At 55.6% G+C, this 16,615-nt stretch carries 10 protein-coding genes, 2 tRNA genes and 2 pseudogenes; 5 read left to right on the top strand and 9 right to left on the bottom strand.

The window, feature by feature from the left end; translation table 11 throughout:
* Window positions 1-76: 76 nt before the first annotated feature.
* From ML_RS00040 to ML_RS00060, 3 genes are all read left to right on the top strand, one after another.
* Window positions 77-150 (top strand) — tRNA-Ile (locus tag ML_RS00040).
* Window positions 151-286: 136 nt separating this feature from the next.
* A tRNA-Ala gene (locus tag ML_RS00045) sits at window positions 287-359 on the top strand.
* 3,516 nt (window positions 360-3,875) lie between these two features.
* Window positions 3,876-4,424: a peptidylprolyl isomerase gene (locus ML_RS00060; RefSeq protein ID WP_010907463.1), complete on the top strand. Its 549-nt coding sequence runs from the start codon at window positions 3,876-3,878 to the stop codon at window positions 4,422-4,424.
* Between the two features lie 24 nt (window positions 4,425-4,448).
* Here ML_RS00060 and ML_RS00065 read toward each other — a convergent pair whose 3' ends face one another.
* The gene (locus ML_RS00065) at window positions 4,449-4,862 is read right to left on the bottom strand and encodes a PH domain-containing protein (protein ID WP_010907464.1); all 414 of its coding nucleotides are present in this window, start codon (window positions 4,860-4,862) and stop codon (window positions 4,449-4,451) included.
* A 154-nt stretch (window positions 4,863-5,016) separates the two neighbouring features.
* Entirely contained in the window at window positions 5,017-5,298 is a 282-nt protein-coding gene (gene crgA / locus ML_RS00070) for a cell division protein CrgA (RefSeq protein WP_010907465.1), read from the bottom strand.
* A 106-nt stretch (window positions 5,299-5,404) separates the two neighbouring features.
* On the opposite strand from crgA, the pseudogene ML_RS18300 reads away from it, so the two are divergent.
* Together ML_RS18300 and ML_RS00080 are read left to right on the top strand one after the other, a co-directional pair.
* Window positions 5,405-6,169, top strand: a pseudogene (locus tag ML_RS18300) (DUF881 domain-containing protein).
* Between the two features lie 38 nt (window positions 6,170-6,207).
* Window positions 6,208-6,906 (top strand): aminodeoxychorismate/anthranilate synthase component II, encoded by a 699-nt coding sequence (locus ML_RS00080; RefSeq protein WP_010907466.1) that lies wholly within the window; start codon window positions 6,208-6,210, stop codon window positions 6,904-6,906.
* On the opposite strand, the gene pknB is transcribed toward ML_RS00080, so the two are convergent.
* The 7 genes and pseudogenes from pknB to ML_RS00115 form a co-directional block, all read right to left on the bottom strand.
* Entirely contained in the window at window positions 6,884-8,752 is a 1,869-nt protein-coding gene (gene pknB / locus ML_RS00085; RefSeq protein ID WP_010907467.1) for a Stk1 family PASTA domain-containing Ser/Thr kinase, read from the bottom strand. The two genes, ML_RS00080 and pknB, sit on opposite strands and share 23 nt — an antisense overlap.
* A pseudogene (locus ML_RS00090) lies at window positions 8,749-10,075 on the bottom strand (serine/threonine-protein kinase). The gene pknB and the pseudogene ML_RS00090 overlap by 4 nt, the downstream one beginning before the upstream one ends.
* A complete protein-coding gene (pbpA, locus tag ML_RS00095; protein WP_010907469.1) occupies window positions 10,072-11,550 on the bottom strand; it encodes a D,D-transpeptidase PbpA in 1,479 nt (492 codons plus the stop codon). The pseudogene ML_RS00090 and the gene pbpA overlap by 4 nt, the downstream one beginning before the upstream one ends.
* A complete protein-coding gene (locus ML_RS00100) occupies window positions 11,547-12,944 on the bottom strand; it encodes an FtsW/RodA/SpoVE family cell cycle protein (protein ID WP_010907470.1) in 1,398 nt (465 codons plus the stop codon). Before ML_RS00100 ends, pbpA begins: the two co-directional genes overlap by 4 nt.
* The gene (locus ML_RS00105; RefSeq protein ID WP_010907471.1) at window positions 12,941-14,470 is read right to left on the bottom strand and encodes a PP2C family protein-serine/threonine phosphatase; all 1,530 of its coding nucleotides are present in this window, start codon (window positions 14,468-14,470) and stop codon (window positions 12,941-12,943) included. The genes ML_RS00100 and ML_RS00105 overlap by 4 nt, the downstream gene beginning before the upstream one ends.
* Window positions 14,467-14,934, bottom strand: coding sequence for an FHA domain-containing protein FhaB/FipA (locus ML_RS00110; RefSeq protein WP_010907472.1), 468 nt, complete (start codon window positions 14,932-14,934; stop codon window positions 14,467-14,469). The genes ML_RS00105 and ML_RS00110 overlap by 4 nt, the downstream gene beginning before the upstream one ends.
* Before the next feature lie 121 nt (window positions 14,935-15,055).
* Window positions 15,056-16,522 (bottom strand): DUF3662 and FHA domain-containing protein, encoded by a 1,467-nt coding sequence (locus ML_RS00115; protein ID WP_010907473.1) that lies wholly within the window; start codon window positions 16,520-16,522, stop codon window positions 15,056-15,058.
* Window positions 16,523-16,615: the final 93 nt, after the last annotated feature.

Genomic DNA, 16,615 nt, shown 5'->3' on the forward strand with positions numbered 1-16,615 from the left:
GTTGTTTGAGGGTTCGTTTTTTGGGGTGAGGTTCTAATAACTGCGGTAATCTCGTTGCTCGGTTATACGCAAGTAAGGGCCTATAGCTCAGGCGGTTAGAGCACTTCGCTGATAACGAAGAGGTCGGAGGTTCGAGTCCTCCTAGGCCCACAACTATGTGTACGTCAAGATGTTGTGTGAAATTTGCGTTCTTGCTGGTCTCGGTCGCTGTGGTGGTAGTAGTGCAGTCACGACACGGCGTTGGAGTTTGGAACGTGGCGGCATTTGGCATACTCGATAATGACGGGGGGCCTTAGCTCAGTCGGTAGAGCACTGCCTTTGCAAGGCAGATGTCAGGGGTTCGATTCCCCTAGGCTCCACAAACACAACCACAGCTAGACAGTGGTCTGCAACTTCGGAATTTCCGAGGTTTTGAGGGGTCAGGCGTGATTACATTTTAACCACAATCGCGAGTTAACAGCGCATTGATGGCCATCTAGACCGCCTCGATATTCCGTCCGTATAGAAGTTATAAGTTGATTCAACATCAGCTCAGCAGGATCCAGGGAAAGCTGCTACGCTCGGACCGCCCGGCACCAGGAGCTCGTCGACAAACGTTGGCGAGCTGATCGTGTTCGCCTTGCTGCTCTTCAGTGACCTCACCACAAACACGTCGTCTACCAGTGTCAGTCGACCTCGGCATCCACACCTGCCGATTGTCGGTGACTGCTATTGCGAGCAACTGCCTAATAGTACCAACTATTTTGTGTATCGAAGACAGTTGCCCGATCTACATTCAGACCCGTAACTTACTCGCGAACAAATCGCTGACCGAGATAGCCCAACACCGTATTCAGTATTATCTGATATTGGGCGCGAATAGACTTCTTCATCAGTTTGTGCTTGGAGTCGAGCTATATCTGTGTTTACTCCTTCAGCTTTACTGGACTGGTGGCCGGCGTTATAGGCCAACGCGGCGCTGTTTACCTCAAGCTGATTCGCCCACGTTCTGATAAGAACGCTTGGTCGGAAAGCCTTGCTTCGTTGTTTGACGACGACCGTCAGGAGTCTTGTACTGTGGTCTGATATTGGATTGCATAACTTGAGGTTTCTTACCGTTCTAATTGTTGCCATAAGTGTTTTGTCGGACTGATCTCAACTGGATGGTCTTGACCGATACTCTAGGCAAAAGTGTTTCGTCCTGTAACTTATCCCTGACGAACTGTTTTCTGCAGTTCGGATAGCTCGGTCGCCTTACCTTCTTGACCTTTCTGCCATGATCTGAGGCTAATATCACTGCTTGATTTACGAAAGATTGTTGTTAAGATATACTAGTTAATAAGTGCGGCTGACCTCGGTGCTGTGGCAGTGGTCCTTGATGTTTGGCCTGTTGGGAAAATGTTAATGGATATACGTGCTGTTTACGCTTCGTTACTGTAGGGCTGAATGCCGTACAAAATCAAAAAATGTATTGGCGAACAACTTATTTAGGTTTAGTAGGTTGTTTATAGTTAATAATATGCTACAAGCACGGTTGTACTACTAGTGGTGTTTAGTCACCCTACTTGACTGGACAAGGAGAATTTTTTAGCAGGGAAATATATTCTTTGTGCAAATTTTCGTTCTGGATGAACTTTTGCCGTAGATAGATCTATTTTAATCTGCTGGAGAGCTTCTCATGAGATTATGTGTGTTCACCGGTACCGTAGACGCTGGTGGCGACCATTATATGTTGGTGGTAATGTTGGTCATTATTGTTACGTCTGCCGTTACGACGGCGATATGCGACTTGCTTGGCAGTTTTTATTACCCACTTAAGCATGTTTTTGCCACGAAATGCGGACGCTTCGTAATTATTTATTTGTCCTAACGGGACACCACCTCGTGATTTGTCTTACCGACAATAGTCATTAATCCTCCGTCACGGGTTTGTCGTCACAGATCAACTCTTGTCCGACCCTATCGATCTATGGCTTCCGGTTGCTTACTCATCTATACCAGTATTTCCTAATTTTCTTTGGGATTAATTGCAAGATTTCGATCAGGTTATTTGGTATGTGCTAGCAGATTAATTCGTAATTCCGGATATGCATCTTTTGAGCTAGACTAGGAGAATATATACATACATACATATATATATATATAGATGTAAATCTTCGAACTTGTAATTTAGAGCCGATAAAGTACGGGTCATCTGGCGCAGATAGACAGTTGAGTATGCGTGTTGATTGATTTTTTACAACATGAAGTAAGCTGAGGTTAATTTCTGAACCTGATCGGTATTTCTGGTATAAAATTCTTTTTTACACACGTCTATCACCTAAAAATGCTCTTCTAGTGTGGATGAGTTTCATGTTTGTAAATGGGTCAGTGGATAGCTTGGTTGGGTAATTTCCAGGTCTTGTGCGGATAAAATTCCTGCGGCACCTGAAATGGAATGCTGGTGAGAGCTTCACGCGGCGTATAGCGACCAGATCCCCCATCTGAGTGAAGTACGAATTCGTTGAACAGTCTCGTAACCGTGTTTTCGACGAAGTACTTTATTGTGTTAACAACGCTGCCGGTCTTCTAATGGAGACCTGAGAATAGACTTTTCCAAGCCTTCATTAAGGCTAGCATGCATTGTTTATTACCACTTTATTCATATATAATTATGATTTCATCTGGCTGCTTAATGGAAGCCTGGAATAAATGTTGAAATATTGTGATTTAAGCCATGTCGAAGGTGTCCTGGGAAGACCTCCACGTGGGTTTTTGTTGGTTGATTATAATTCGAAAGTCCCGTACTCCAATATGGTTCTCATCTGTGCAGGAATCGAAAGAAAATCCAGTAACTAATATGTTGATAGTTCGGTTTGAAAAAATTCAGTGTTCGGAGGTGAAATTACACATATAAGAAGGCTAATCTTAATTTATTTCCAGACATCGATGCCGTATTTTACCCGGATTTTTCACTGTAGATCTAAAATCATAGCGAAGGGATCTGGTCATTTATCATTTTCAACAAAAAGCATCCTAAACCACAACAGTTGGATGATTTAACAAAAGCTGGATCACCAGTTTTTTAGGTCTCATCGATATACACAAGAATCACATTTCTGAAGGTTATGACCAGACAAGTGCGAAAGTAGCCACTTTCCGTACACAGTTAAAAATTTGTTAACCACAGTTGTTTTTCACATTTGATCCTAGATATAATTTTTCACTTTATAGTATAATTAACCTTTGCAAGACAGGTGTCAAAGATGCGATTTCCTTAGGTTCTACAAAATCTTGAAACCTGCTACGGACGCTTGACAAGAACGAATGTTCACTTACAGCCATAGCTATACGTCGAAGCTGGCTGGGCGAGGTGACAGCTCCGAACGCAATGAGCACCAGATAGTGCTAAAAACCATTTCAACACCGGCCAGGACTGACTATGCTGATCGTACCGATCATACAAGGGTAGCTTGGTGTTGCGGTCGGTGTTCTTGTCGCAACACCTGCGGCAGGTTTGCGACTACTGCCTGCGCGGCTGCCAGCTCCTAGGTGACTGTTTCCTGGATGGAAGCAAAGTATGGAAGCAAAGTTTGGAAGCTAGTCCGCCTTCCTTGAGCTTGAGGCGGTCGACCGCAAGGTAATGAGACTTAAAGTCCAACAGTGCCTTGTGTGACATCTACCAGTCCCAGTGGCCGAGTAGGTCAGGCCTTGGGTCAGTAGTTCTCGAGAGGTTAGCCGCGTTTCCGTCTACACGTTTATCCACCGCTTTTCTTTGCCTCTTACGAATCGATACCTCTCCCAGCCTGCCATCACCTAAAAACGCCCATAGTTCTATTACATGCACACTGGTCGTATAGCGCTGCGACAATAGCTAGGTTTCATGTGACACCGGATGTGAACGTACTGGTGAGTTAATGGCACACTGTGATTTTGTGACCAACAGCCTTATTCAGAATGCCACTGCCACGTTACACACCAACCGCGGCGACATCAAAGTCGCCCTGTTCGGAAACCACGTGCCCAAGACTGTCGCCAACTTCGTTGGGCTGGCGCAAGGCACCAAGGAGTACTCGACGCAAAACGCGTCAGGTGGTCCTTCCGGCCCGTTCTACGATGGGGCGGTTTTTCATCGGGTGATTCAAGGCTTCATGATTCAGGGTGGGGATCCAACCGGGACAGGTCGTGGCGGCCCAGGCTATAAGTTCGCCGATGAATTCCACCCTGAGCTTCAGTTCGACAAACCCTACCTGCTAGCGATGGCCAATGCGGGCCCGGGTACTAACGGTTCTCAGTTCTTCATCACCGTAGGCGAGACTCCACACCTGAATCGGCGACACACGATCTTTGGCGAAGTGACCGACCCTGACTCGCAGAAGGTCGTCGATGCGATTTCGACGACAGCTACCGATGGCAACGACCGGCCTACCGAACCGGTTGTGATTGACTCGATCACAATTTCTTAGGTGCTGCGTGTCGCTTAACGTTTTTCAGCCAGCGTAGCCGGCGGTGATGAGCGCGTCGAGCACCTCCAGTGGCCCGGTTCCGAGGTCCCAACGGGACAAGATCACTAAGTCTCCGTTGATGGCTTCGATCTCGAGTAATCGGACTTTGCGGCCAAACCGGCGGAATTCAGTGATCCGAATGATCTTGATGTCAGCGGGTCCGAATAACCGTGTTCGAAACCAGCCCTGGACTGCTAGACCGTCGGGGTTAATTGCCAACTTTGGGCGTGCACGCCACGACAATCCCGCAAACAAGATCAGACCCAGTGCAGCAATCCCGGTCAGCATGAACCCTGGCGTATCTATGTCTAACGTCGAACATGCAATAGCTATCACAATGCCGGCACCACCACAACCAGCGATTCTCGCTGTGCGCGGTCCCCATGCTGTTTGCTGCATACGGTATTCAGCCCCTCACCACTGCCGATGCAGTTATCCACAAACTTTATCAACAGTGGGGATAAATCACACGAGTGTGATTGAGTAATCGCAAAGTTGTTGACTTAATCAAAGGTTGACGGCAACATAAATTCATCACGTCTGGCAGGGTTTGCTAATGCCAACGCATCGTGAGCAGCAAACCGGTGATCATGAACGCGAACGCGATCGCATAGTTCCATGGGCCGAGTTGGGCCATCCAGTGTAACGCTGTCGGGGCCTGGGTGCCCAGCGCTGCCAACTGAAACACCATTAGCCAGACGAGGCCGATCAGCATCAGGCCGACGAACAATGTAACGAACCACACACTGGACGGTCCGACCTTCACCTTGACCGGTGTGCGGCTCACCGAGGTGATGGTGAAATCGTTCTTCTTGCGGACCTTGGACTTAGGCATCTTTACCTCGGGGTTAACGGGGTGCAACGACAACGATGGCAGCTTTGACGCGTAGTTTGCTACGAGCCTAACTCACTTGTTGCTATGACCAAGCAACGGAGAGTAGATGCTTGATAAGCATCGCTTACCGTGGCGTTTCGGTGTTCCATTGGTCTGCGTGCTGGCCAGATTGCTGCTAGCCGCGACGCACAGAGTTTTGGGGGCGCCGATATCCGCCACAGCGATGCCCCGCGTCTGGGTATGGATCTTGGTCCGTGCAGCGCAGTCGTCAGTGAGCCGCCTGAGCAGCGAACGGGATGCGTTGGCTAGCAAGATCGACGGGGTGCACAATCGGGACTTCCGATGCTGCATTTAGCGGCGATGCTACGACGGTCGAGTGAGCTGGCCGGGGAGGCGAGTATAGATCCGGGCGCACAGGCCGGGTCTGGTGGTCACCCTCGAGGACGCGTAACGTTGACGCCAACGACCGCTTACCACGCGGATGCTTCTCCTGATGACTTTGGTGGTGTATTGGTGGTGTATTAGCAGGATGTCCGGATCGTACTGAACGCTATGTGGAGTACAGGAGCGGAAGCGATCTAGATAGCAGACCAGCGCCTCATCGCGACCTCGGTGGTAAGGTTCCGTCGGAAACACCTTGCTGATCAACTGGCGTACTCACAGCCCGCCCTATATGGTCACCGCGATCGATAATACCGCAGCGATACAAGCGGCCCTAGCCGCTGTTACCCTAGTGACCCTCTACGAACAGTATGTTGTCCGATTCGGACTCGACTATCGCGAGGAGATCGAGCCGAACGTGCAGATCAGCGGCTATTCCGATCCGGCCGGGACGCACTTTGCACAACTCATAGCACCACTTGGGCACTGAGCCGGATCCCAAACTGAGTCGGACGGTAGCCTGACACAATGCGGATCTTGGTCATTGACAACTATGACAGCTTTGTGTTCAACCTGGTACAGTATCTCGGGCAGCTCGGAGTAGACGCTGAGGTGTGGCGCAACGACGATACCCGATTATCCGACGAATCCACTATCGCTGCACAGTTCGACGGTATCCTGCTTAGTCCAGGTCCTGGCACTCCGGAACGTGCGGGGGCGTCGATCAATCTGGTCCGGGTGTGCGCCGCGGCGCACACCCCATTGCTAGGAGTCTGCCTGGGCCACCAGGCTATTGGCGTATCGTTCGGCGCCACCGTGGACCGCGCTCCCGAGTTGTTACACGGCAAGACCAGCAGTGTATTTCATACGAATAACGGTGTGCTACAAGGACTTCCAAATCCATTCACGGCTACCCGATATCATTCATTAACTATCTTGCCGGAGTCACTTCCGCCGGTATTGGAGGTCGTCGCGCGCACACGTAGCGGTGTGATCATGGCGGTGCGTCACACCGAGTTGCCGATCCACGGTGTCCAGTTCCACCCGGAGTCGATCTTGACCGAGGGTGGGCATAGACTGTTGGCTAATTGGCTGACCTATTGCGGATGGTTGTGTGACGACGCACTGATCCGCCGACTTGAGAATGAGGTCGATGCTGCGGTCCATCCGCGTCTACCGGTGGCCGCGGAGCGCACCGCTGCTGCTATTGCCCGAACTTTAGCGTGATGATTCCGTCCCGGTTTACTCCGGCACCTGCTGGCGGGTTTTGATATGCCACCCGGTTGTGCTGGGAGCCACCAGCATCCACATCGGGGCCTTTATCCAGCACCCCGGTCCAGCCTAATGCGCGTAACCGCGGCTCGGCGTCGGCCCAGAACATACCGGACAAGTCAGGCATCACGAATTGGTTGCCCTTGGACACCTGCAATTCAATGACCGAGTCCACTGGAACCGTCGCGTCCTTGGGCGGATTGGTACCAATCACCTCACCGGTTGGGCGGGGACTATCCACCGACGCTTGGCTGAACTTAGTGAAGCCGTAGACGTTCAGATTTTTCTGCGCAATTTCGACGATCTGACCAGTGACGTCAGGGATTTGCTTAGTCTCTGGTCCGGAGCCGACGATGATGGTGATGACGTTGGTGATCGCCGAGGTCTGGTTGGCTGATGGGTTCGTACCGATAACCTTGCCCAATAATTCCGGCGTCGACGGTGAGTTTGCCTGCTTAAAGCTTTTGAATCCGGAGGAAGTCAGCTTCTTAACCGCGTCGGTGTAATTGAGCGAGGAGACGTCTGGCACTTCGCGTTGCTCAGGTCCGGTAGAGACGTTAATCGTGATTTCGTCGCCCGCACCCACCGAGGCGTTGGCCCCGGGTTCGGTACTGATGACATGGTCAGGCGGGATCGTCGAGTCCGGTTTTTGCAGGGTGCGGGTTTTGAAGCCCCGGTTTTGCAGTGCGGAGATAGCATCGGCGGATACTTGGCCGCGTACGTCAGGCACCTGGACGTCGCGGGTATTGCCACCGAATGTATTGAAAGCAGCGACGATGGCGATCGTCAGGACTGCCAACACGGCGACTACGGCAACCCAGCGTCCAATCGAACCATCGCTCTCGGTTTCATCTAGAGACTGGCGAGATAGCGCGTCGGTACGCGGAACGCCAAAGTTGCCAGCCCCGGACGACAGCAGACAGCTTCGATCGGCGTCAGTGAGCACCTTGGGCGCCTCAGGTGGTTGACCACTGTGCACCCGGATCAAATCGGCGCGCATCTCCGCCGCTGTCTGATAGCGGTTTTCCGGATTCTTGGCCAGCGCTTTAAGAACGACGGCATCGAGGTCGACGGAGATGCCCTCATGCCGCTGCGACGGTGGAATTGGGTCCTCGCGAACATGCTGGTAGGCCACCGAGACCGGCGAGTCACCGATGAAAGGTGGTTCACCAGTGAGGATTTCGTAAAGCACACAACCTAACGAATAGACATCTGACCGAGCGTCGACGGAATCGCCACGGGCCTGTTCGGGAGACAGATATTGGGCGGTGCCGATCACGGCTGCGGTCTGGGTGACGCTGGTACTGTCGGCAATCGCGCGTGCGATACCGAAGTCCATCACCTTTACCGCATTGGTGGCGCTGATCATGATGTTGGCTGGTTTGACGTCGCGATGAATGATGCCGTTCTGGTGGCTGAAGTTCAGTGCTTGGCACGCATCGGCGACAATCTCGATTGCTTGTTGGGGTGGCATCGGGCCATCCGTGTGCACGATATCGCGTAACGTTGCGCCGTCGACGTACTCCATGACGATGTAGGGCAGCGGACCAGCGGACGTTTCTGCCTCGCCGGTGTCGTAGACCGCCACAATGGACGGGTGGTTTAGCGCCGCGGCATTTTGGGCCTCCCGTCGGAAGCGCAGGTAGAAACTAGGGTCGCGGGCCAGATCAGCACGCAGCACCTTGACTGCGACGTCGCGGTGCAAGCGAATGTCGCGGGCCAGGTGAACTTCGGACATGCCTCCAAAACCGAGGATGTCGCCCAGCTCGTAGCGATCAGACAAATGTGGTGGGGTGGTCATTGTGGTGTCTCATGTTTGGCCGGCGACGGGCGAGATGTCAGTGGCACCGGCCAGTTGAGCTCGAGCGGCCTGCTTTGGAAGTCCAGAATTACTTATTTCTTTGTGATTCGTCCAGTTGACTCGGTATTCGCAATATGCAGCCGGAAAACCGCTGAGGGTTTTGGTAGCTGGTGGCGTACCGGTGTCAGTAACGGTTGGAGTAGGCGGTTGATGCTGTTCGTTTCCAGCGTAGGAGTTGATCACGATCAGCACCGCGATGATGATCGCCAGCGCTCCGAGCATCCCGGCGGCCCAGAGCAACGCGCGTTGTCCAGACGAGAACGTGTTTCGCGCCGGCGGCGGGCGATTTCCGCTTGTTGACGGTCGGGATCGGCGAGGTGCCGGAGTCTTGGTGCCGCAAGCAACAGCTGCTCGGGCCTGTGTGCTTGACGGGATGGTCGTTGGAGAGGCCCGGCCGGAAGATGGTGTTTGGTTGGGCCGCGGGGGCCGATGGCCGGCCCGTACCGCGGCGACGGCTTCGGCGAACAATCCTCCACTAGGATAGCGCATGCCCGGGTTTTTCACCAATGTGATCTCGATGAGTTCTCGTACATTAGGCGGTAAGTCCGCGGGCAACGGCGGCGGGGGTTCCTTGATGTGCTTCATCGCTACCGTTAGGGCGCCGTCACCGGTGAACGGCCGCTTACCCGAAACCACTTCATACCCAATAACTCCCAACGAGTAGACATCGCTAGCAGGAGTCGCGTCGTGACCTAAGGCCTGTTCGGGCGCGATGTATTGCGCGGTGCCCATAACCATGCCGGTTTGGGTCACTGGTGCAGCGTCGACTGCCTTGGCGATACCGAAGTCAGTGATTTTCACCTGGCCGGTGGGGGTGATTAAGATGTTTCCCGGTTTGACGTCGCGGTGTACCAGGCCAGCGGCATGAGCAATTTGCAGGGCACGGCCAGTCTGCTCCAGCATGTCCAGCGCATGCCGCAACGACAGCCGGCCGGTGCGTTTAAGCACCGAATTCAGTGGTTCGCCGTTGACCAGTTCCATCACCAAGTAGGCTGTGCGGCCCTCCCCGTCCATATGGCTTTCGCCGTAGTCATGGACGCTGGCGATTCCGGGGTGGTTGAGCATCGCGGTGGTTCGTGCCTCAGCGCGGAACCGCTCAATGAACTCCGGGTCCGAGGAGAACTCTCCCTTGAGCACCTTGACCGCAACGCGGCGACCCAGCCGACTGTCCACCGCTTCCCATACTTGGCCCATGCCACCGGTGGCGATGAGCCGATGCAGGCGGTATCTACCAGACAGCATCACACCAATTCGCGGACTCATGCCCCCCCCTGCAGCGCTGCCTCGATCACGGCCCGTCCGATCGGTGCGGCTAACGCACCTCCCGTAGCAAACAGGCTGTCGGCGCCCTTCTCTACCAGCACCGCTACGGCAACCTTCGGGGCTTGTACGGGTGCGAAGGCGATGTACCACGCGTGCGGCGGTGTATGACGCGGGTCGGTGCCATGCTCTGCGGTACCAGTCTTGGAAGCAATCTGCACGCCGGGAATGGCCCCTTTCTGTTGTGTGACCTTTTCGGCGCCGACCATCAGCTCTGTTAGCGTAGCGGCGATCTGTGGTGATACTGCGCGGTGCTGCTGATATGAGGTAGTGGTGCGGATGTTGGCCAGATCTGGCCCTTTGAGGTTGTCGATCAGGTAGGGCTGCATCGTCACCCCGGCATTGGCGATGGTCGCGGCGATTTGAGCGTTTTGCAGAGGAGTCAGCGCAACATCCCTCTGGCCGATACTTGACATCCCCAGCGCGGCGGCGTCTGGGATTACCCCAACAGTCGATTCGGCGACCTGCAGCGGAATTACGTTGGGGTTACTGTCCAGGCCGAAGGAATGTGCCATGCTCCGCAACGCGTCGGCGCCAATGAGCAGGCCCAGCTGGACGAACGCGGTGTTACACGACATGGCGAATGCCTGGCTCAATGATACCGTCGGACCGGGGCCGCAGGAAACGCCGCCGTAGTTCTCTAACGTGGCCGTGCTGCCGGGTAGTGGGATTGTGGGCTCTGCGGTCAACTGGTCACTCGTAGTGGCGCCGGCCTGCAGCGCCGCAGTGGTGGTGATCACCTTAAATGTGGAACCAGGAGGATAGGTTTCGGAAATGGCACGGTTGATTAGGGGCGAGTTAGGGTCGTCGTGCAAGCGCCGCCAGGCCTGTGCTTGTTCTTCCGGATTGTGAGACGCCAGCAGGTTGGGGTCATACGATGGTGTCGAGACCATAGCCAGGATCTTGCCGGTGGACGGTTCTAGGGCGACTACAGCTCCCTTACACGGCGATCCTCCGCAACCCTGCTGCATCGCGTCCCATCCAGTCTGCTGGACGCGTGGGTTGATCGTGGTATCGACATTGCCGCCGCGTGGATCGCGGCCGGTGAAGAAGTCGGCCAACCGGCGCCCGAACAGCCGCTCGTCGGATCCATTCAACAGCGCGTCCTCGGCTTGCTCAAGGCCTGTGCTGGAATATCGCAGTGAATAGAAGCCAGTAATCGGCGCGTACACCGCAGGGTTGGGGTATACCCGGAGGAAACGGAAGCGGTTGTCAGTGGCCACCGAATAGGCTAGTAGCTGGCCACTTGCGGTGATCTGGCCACGTTGACGTGAATATTCATCGAGTAAGACCCGCTGGTTCCGGGGGTCGGCACGCAGTCCGTCGGCGGTGAACACCTGCGTTACCGTGGCGTTGAGCAGCAGCAGCACGATCAACGCCATCACGGTCACCGAGATTCGGCGGAGAGAGGTGTTCATACCCTTTCGATCACTTCGGTACTTGCCACCGCGATCGGGGACGTGTTGTGTGGGCGGCTGCGTAACGGATGTCGAGCGCTATGCGAGATGCGTGCCAGGATGGCCAGCAGCACATAGTTCGCCAGCAATGACGATCCACCGTAAGACATCCACGGTGTGGTCAAGCCGGTCAGCGGAATGAGCGTGGTAACGCCACCGCTGACGATGAACAGTTGGATGGCCAGCGTCGATGCCAGACCTGCGGCCAACAGTTTACCGAAACTGTCGCGTGTGGCGATAGCCGTGCGCAGGCCGCGGACGATGACAATCGTGTAGAGCATGAGAAGGGCAGCTAGGCCCACCAATCCAAGCTCTTCGCCGAATACGGCGATAATGAAATCAGTTGAGGCCGCAGGTATGGCATCGGGTTGACCGTTACCCAGGCCGGTGCCGAAAATACCTCCGGTAGCGAAGCTAAAAAGCGATTGCACAATCTGATAGCCACCGACATCGAGATTGGTGAAGGGATCCCACCACACTTGCATGCGAACCCGGATGTGTTCGAAAGTGAAGTATGCTATAGTGCTTCCCGCAGTGAACAACACCAGGCCGATGATGACCCAACTGAGACGCTGAGTGGCGAGGTAAACCACCACCAGAAACGATGCGTAGAGCAGCAGCGAAGTGCCGAGGTCCTTTTCGAAGACCATCACACTTACCGAGATCACCCAGGCAGCCAGTAACGGCGCGAGGTCTCGCGGCCGGGGCAGGGTCATACCTATTAAATGCTTACCGGCGCTGGTGAACAGGCTGCGTTTAGCGACTAGCACTGCTGCGAAGAAGATCAGCAACAGAATCTTCGAAAATTCGGCGGGCTGAATCGAAAAACCCGGAAAGCGGATCCAAATCTTAGCACCGTTTTGTTCGGGCAGCGGTGCGGGAATTGCCAAGAAAACCAGACCCGTCAATCCGGATATGTAGCCATAGCGTGCGAGCTGGCGATGGTCTTTTAACACGGTCATCACCAGCACAAATGCGGCCACCCCGACCAGGGTCCACAGCATCTGTTGGGCCGCACTGGTGTGATGGTGACCGGTGACGTCGTTATCAACAAGGTCGAGTCGGTGGATCATCACCAGGCCCAGTCCGTTGAGCAAGGCCACTATTGGTAGTAGTAGCGGGTCGGTGTAGGGAGCGAAACGTCTTATAGCTAGATGGGCGGATGCGAACAATGACCAGAAGATCAGCCCGTAGCCGGCCAGGTACCAACGAAAGTTTCTCTCTTGGTTGGCTTCCACGATGGCCAGTGCGGCGACGGTGATCACGGCGGCGAAGCCAAGTAGCAGCAGCTCAGCGTTACGTCGCGTGGGCAACGGAGGTGTCACTGTGACCACCGGCTGAAGTTGCGTTGTCATGCCACCGCCCGGCAGTCGATGCCCGGTTGGGGTGGGGGTGGTGGAAGGATGGTGACCGTCTGCGAGGTGCCCACCGGCGTTGTCGGCGCGGTACTTGCGGGGCTGCTAGTGGGACTTATGTTGGTGGGTGCGGTGCCGCTGGAAGAGGTGATCGTGGGTGGTGTGGTGGACGTTGGCGACGCTGTATTAGTTGGTTGGGGTGTCCCGCTGTCTGTGGGCATGGTAAAGGGCCCCGGCGGCGATGTCGCGCGGGGTGGCGGACAGGTTGGTAGTAGGGAGTCGGCCAACAATTTTCGTAGCTGCGATTCGGCCTGATCTAGGTTACCTCCGGGCAGTCCAGCCTGGACTTGCGCCCCTCCAGAGGGACGTAAGTCCCGCAGAGTCATTACCTGGCAATTGAGGTGACCTCCGGATTGTCCGTAACTAATCAGGGATAGCTCGTTGCGGGTGTTCAGACAGCCCACCAAATAGGGTTCGTGCAAAGGCATTCCGAGCAGCGAGCCTTGAATGCCTCGCACGATGGACACCTTGCCACTGTATTCGGCAATGTAGTAGTTGTCCCGGATGACCCATCGCCCAATGGCCACTCCGGCGAGGACAAGTAGCACTAACAGTGTGAGTGTGATGCCTGTTTGGCGTTGCGACCACCGCTGTTGATGTACTTTATCGACTTGTGGCGCCATACTTTTGGCTATCTCTTTGCGTGGGACAATAGCTGAGGCGCGGCTAGCGGCGGTGTTGGGCAGGGCCATCTGCTGGCTTTCTTCGCCCGACACCGCGCCGGCGAGAATCGGTTGGGTCTGGCCGTAGTCGTAGTCGATGACGTCAGCGACTACAACCGTTACATTGTCGGGTCCGCCACCGCGCAGCGCTAATTCAATAAGCCGATAGGCACTCTCGGCGACGTCGGGGATCTGCAGGGCCTCGAGGATGGTCTCGTCACTCACCGGATCGGATAATCCGTCCGAACACAGCAGATAACGATCACCAGCGCGGGCTTCTCTCATGGTGAGAGTGGGATCCACTTCGTGGCCGGTCAATGCTCGCATGATCAATGAGCGCTGTGGGTGGCTGTGTGCTTCTTCCGCGGTGATCCGACCTTCGTCGACCAGGGTTTGGACAAAGGTGTCGTCTTTGGTGATCTGGGTCAGCTCGCCGTCTCGCAGTAGGTAGCCGCGTGAGTCACCGATGTGCACCAGGCCGAGACGGTTGCCTGCGAACAGGATTGCGGTGAGCGTGGTTCCCATGCCCTCGAAATCGGGTTCCATCTCGACTTGTGCGGCGATTGCCAAGTTTCCGGCACGCACCGCCGTCTCGAGCTTGCCAAGCAGGTCGCCCCCGGGTTCGTCGTCATCGAGATGGGCCAGTGCGGCGATCACCAATTGGGACGCCACTTCGCCAGCGGCGTGACCACCCATGCCGTCGGCGAGGGCGAGTAGGCGTGCACCGGCGTAAACCGAGTCTTCATTATTGGCGCGCACCAGGCCGCGATCGCTGCGGGCCGCATATCGGAGGACCAGGGTCACGGGCGCAACTCGATTGCCGTTTTGCCGATTCGAACCGGTGTTCCTAATGGAACTCGTACCGCAGTTGTCACCTTCGCCCTGTCAAGATATGTACCGTTGGTCGATCCTAGATCCTCCACATACCATTCCGAACCGCGTTGAGACAGCCGAGCGTGCCGATTTGACGCATAGTCGTCGGTAAGTACCAAGGTGGAGTCGTCAGCGCGGCCGATCAACACCGGCTGCCCGCTGAGGGTAATGCGGGCGCCGGTCAGCGACCCTTCAGTCACCATCAGGTAGCGTGCAGCGTGCCGGCGTTGGCGCGATAGCAGAAGCGTGTTGCGCAACGTTAAGCTCCGCCGGACCATGACTGCCCCGGTCGGCGCGTAGATATCAGTCTTCAAGATCTGCAGGACAGACCAGATAAATACCCATAGCAACATCAAAAATCCGGCACGCGCCAGTTGCAGTACTAGTCCCTGCATCTGGCGTCCTTTCTGTCCTGTTGCTGTACGCGCCCCTGTGAGCCGAACACACAGCAACGTCACGATACTTGGACGGTGGTCGACGTGTGGTAAAGCACGGCAATATTGCAGCCCAGTGGGCTCAGTGAATGCGAACGATGATCTCTGAGTGGCCTAAACGGATCACGTCCCCATCGGCCAATTGCCATTCTTGTACCGGAGCATTGTTGACGGTGGTGCCGTTCGTCGAGTTGAGGTCGGAGAGCAGTGCTACCTGTCCATCCCAGCGGATTTCCAGGTGTCGGCGAGACACACCGGTGTCGGGCAACCGGAACTGGGCGTCCTGTCCCCGGCCCACGATGTTGGAGCCTTCACGCAGCTGGTAGGTCCGGCCGCTGCCGTCGTCGAGCTGCAGGATGACCGCGCTTCCCAGTGCTCCGTAGCCTCCGTATCCACCGATCACCGGTTGGCTATAGTCATTAGCGGCTCCTGGCTGACCGTAGTCGTAGTCGCGGCCGGCTGGCTCGGCGTACCCACCGCTGGAAGGCGCATACACTCCGCCCGGCAGGTTTTCGGCGTATTGGGTGTATTCCTGTCGTCCGTAGTCCTCCCTGCCGTATCCGAGTCCACTGTGCTGATACCCCTGGTCGTAGCCGCCTCCTTGGTCGGGGTAGGCCACACGTTGTTCAGGCGGAGCGGGAAAACCCGATGGAGTATAGCTACCCTCATCCGGGCGAGCTGGCCCGCGGCCATAATCCCCGTACCCGCCGTAGCCTGGCTGGCCACCGCTGGGAGGGCCGTAGCTGCCTGGACGATAGCCTTGGTCGTGACCTTGGCTGCCGTAACCACCAGGAGTTGCCGGACGCTGTTCATAGGGCGACGGGTAGCCACCTTGCCCCTGGTCGTGGTAGGCGCGTTGGTCTTCGTACCCGCCTTGGCCCGGGTAGCCACCCTGATCCGGGCGGTGGAGTGGCGGATGTCCGGCCTGTTGTGGGTAGCTTCCTGGTTTCGGTGGATAGCAGCCTCGGGGGTCCTGTCCGCCTTGGGGGTCCGCGCCGCGTGGATCGTCTTGCGGTCGACCGTAGTAGTCATCGCTAGGGCGGCCCTGCCCTTGACCTCCGCGGTAGCTCGAGTTATCAGTCATCGGTGGTACTCCTGGTTCTGCGCTGAACGCTTGATTAGATTGTGTCCGGACGGGATCGTTAACCGTCGGGCGGGGCTCGACATCGGGGTTGACAACACTGCGGGCGCGGATCTGCCCGGTATGCAGACTCGATGACTGGTCGAATCGGACGACTACATCACCATACGTTTGCCACCCCTGTTCATGGATATAGTCAGCCAAGTCGCTAGCGAAAGCGCTTGACGTGAGGTCTGGGTCGGCTTTCATCTTCTCAAGGTCGTGCACACCGAGGGTAATGATGTATTCGTTGGGCGCCAGAAGGCGATTTCCCTGCAGCGATCGGACGCCGTCGGAGGCTTCACGCCGCAATAGGGCTTCAACCTCTTGCGGAACTATCGATCCCCCGAACATCCGGGCAAACGCATCGTCTATGCTCGACTCGAGTTTGCGCTCGATGCGCTGTATTAATTCTTTTTGGTTATCCATTGTTTAGCGTTCGCCTGCATTTGTTCTGGAATATCGCCCACAAGGCAAACGCCTTGTTTGCATGTCGTATCACCCAAGCATGGTATCGGTACA

It is taken from the genome of Mycobacterium leprae TN, assembly GCF_000195855.1.
In the GTDB taxonomy this organism is placed as follows: Bacteria; Actinomycetota; Actinomycetes; order Mycobacteriales; family Mycobacteriaceae; genus Mycobacterium; species Mycobacterium leprae.

Excerpts from the sequence above, each read along its gene's own strand:
- ML_RS00060 (WP_010907463.1), top strand. The coding sequence starts at position 3,876 with ATGGCACACTGTGATTTTGTGACCAACAGCCTTATTCAGAATGCCACT.
- ML_RS00065 (WP_010907464.1), bottom strand. The coding sequence starts at position 4,862 with ATGCAGCAAACAGCATGGGGACCGCGCACAGCGAGAATCGCTGGTTGT.
- crgA (WP_010907465.1), bottom strand. The coding sequence starts at position 5,298 with ATGCCTAAGTCCAAGGTCCGCAAGAAGAACGATTTCACCATCACCTCG.
- ML_RS00080 (WP_010907466.1), top strand. The coding sequence starts at position 6,208 with ATGCGGATCTTGGTCATTGACAACTATGACAGCTTTGTGTTCAACCTG.
- pknB (WP_010907467.1), bottom strand. The coding sequence starts at position 8,752 with ATGACCACCCCACCACATTTGTCTGATCGCTACGAGCTGGGCGACATC.
- pbpA (WP_010907469.1), bottom strand. The coding sequence starts at position 11,550 with ATGAACACCTCTCTCCGCCGAATCTCGGTGACCGTGATGGCGTTGATC.
- ML_RS00100 (WP_010907470.1), bottom strand. The coding sequence starts at position 12,944 with ATGACAACGCAACTTCAGCCGGTGGTCACAGTGACACCTCCGTTGCCC.
- ML_RS00110 (WP_010907472.1), bottom strand. The coding sequence starts at position 14,934 with ATGCAGGGACTAGTACTGCAACTGGCGCGTGCCGGATTTTTGATGTTG.
- ML_RS00115 (WP_010907473.1), bottom strand. The coding sequence starts at position 16,522 with ATGGATAACCAAAAAGAATTAATACAGCGCATCGAGCGCAAACTCGAG.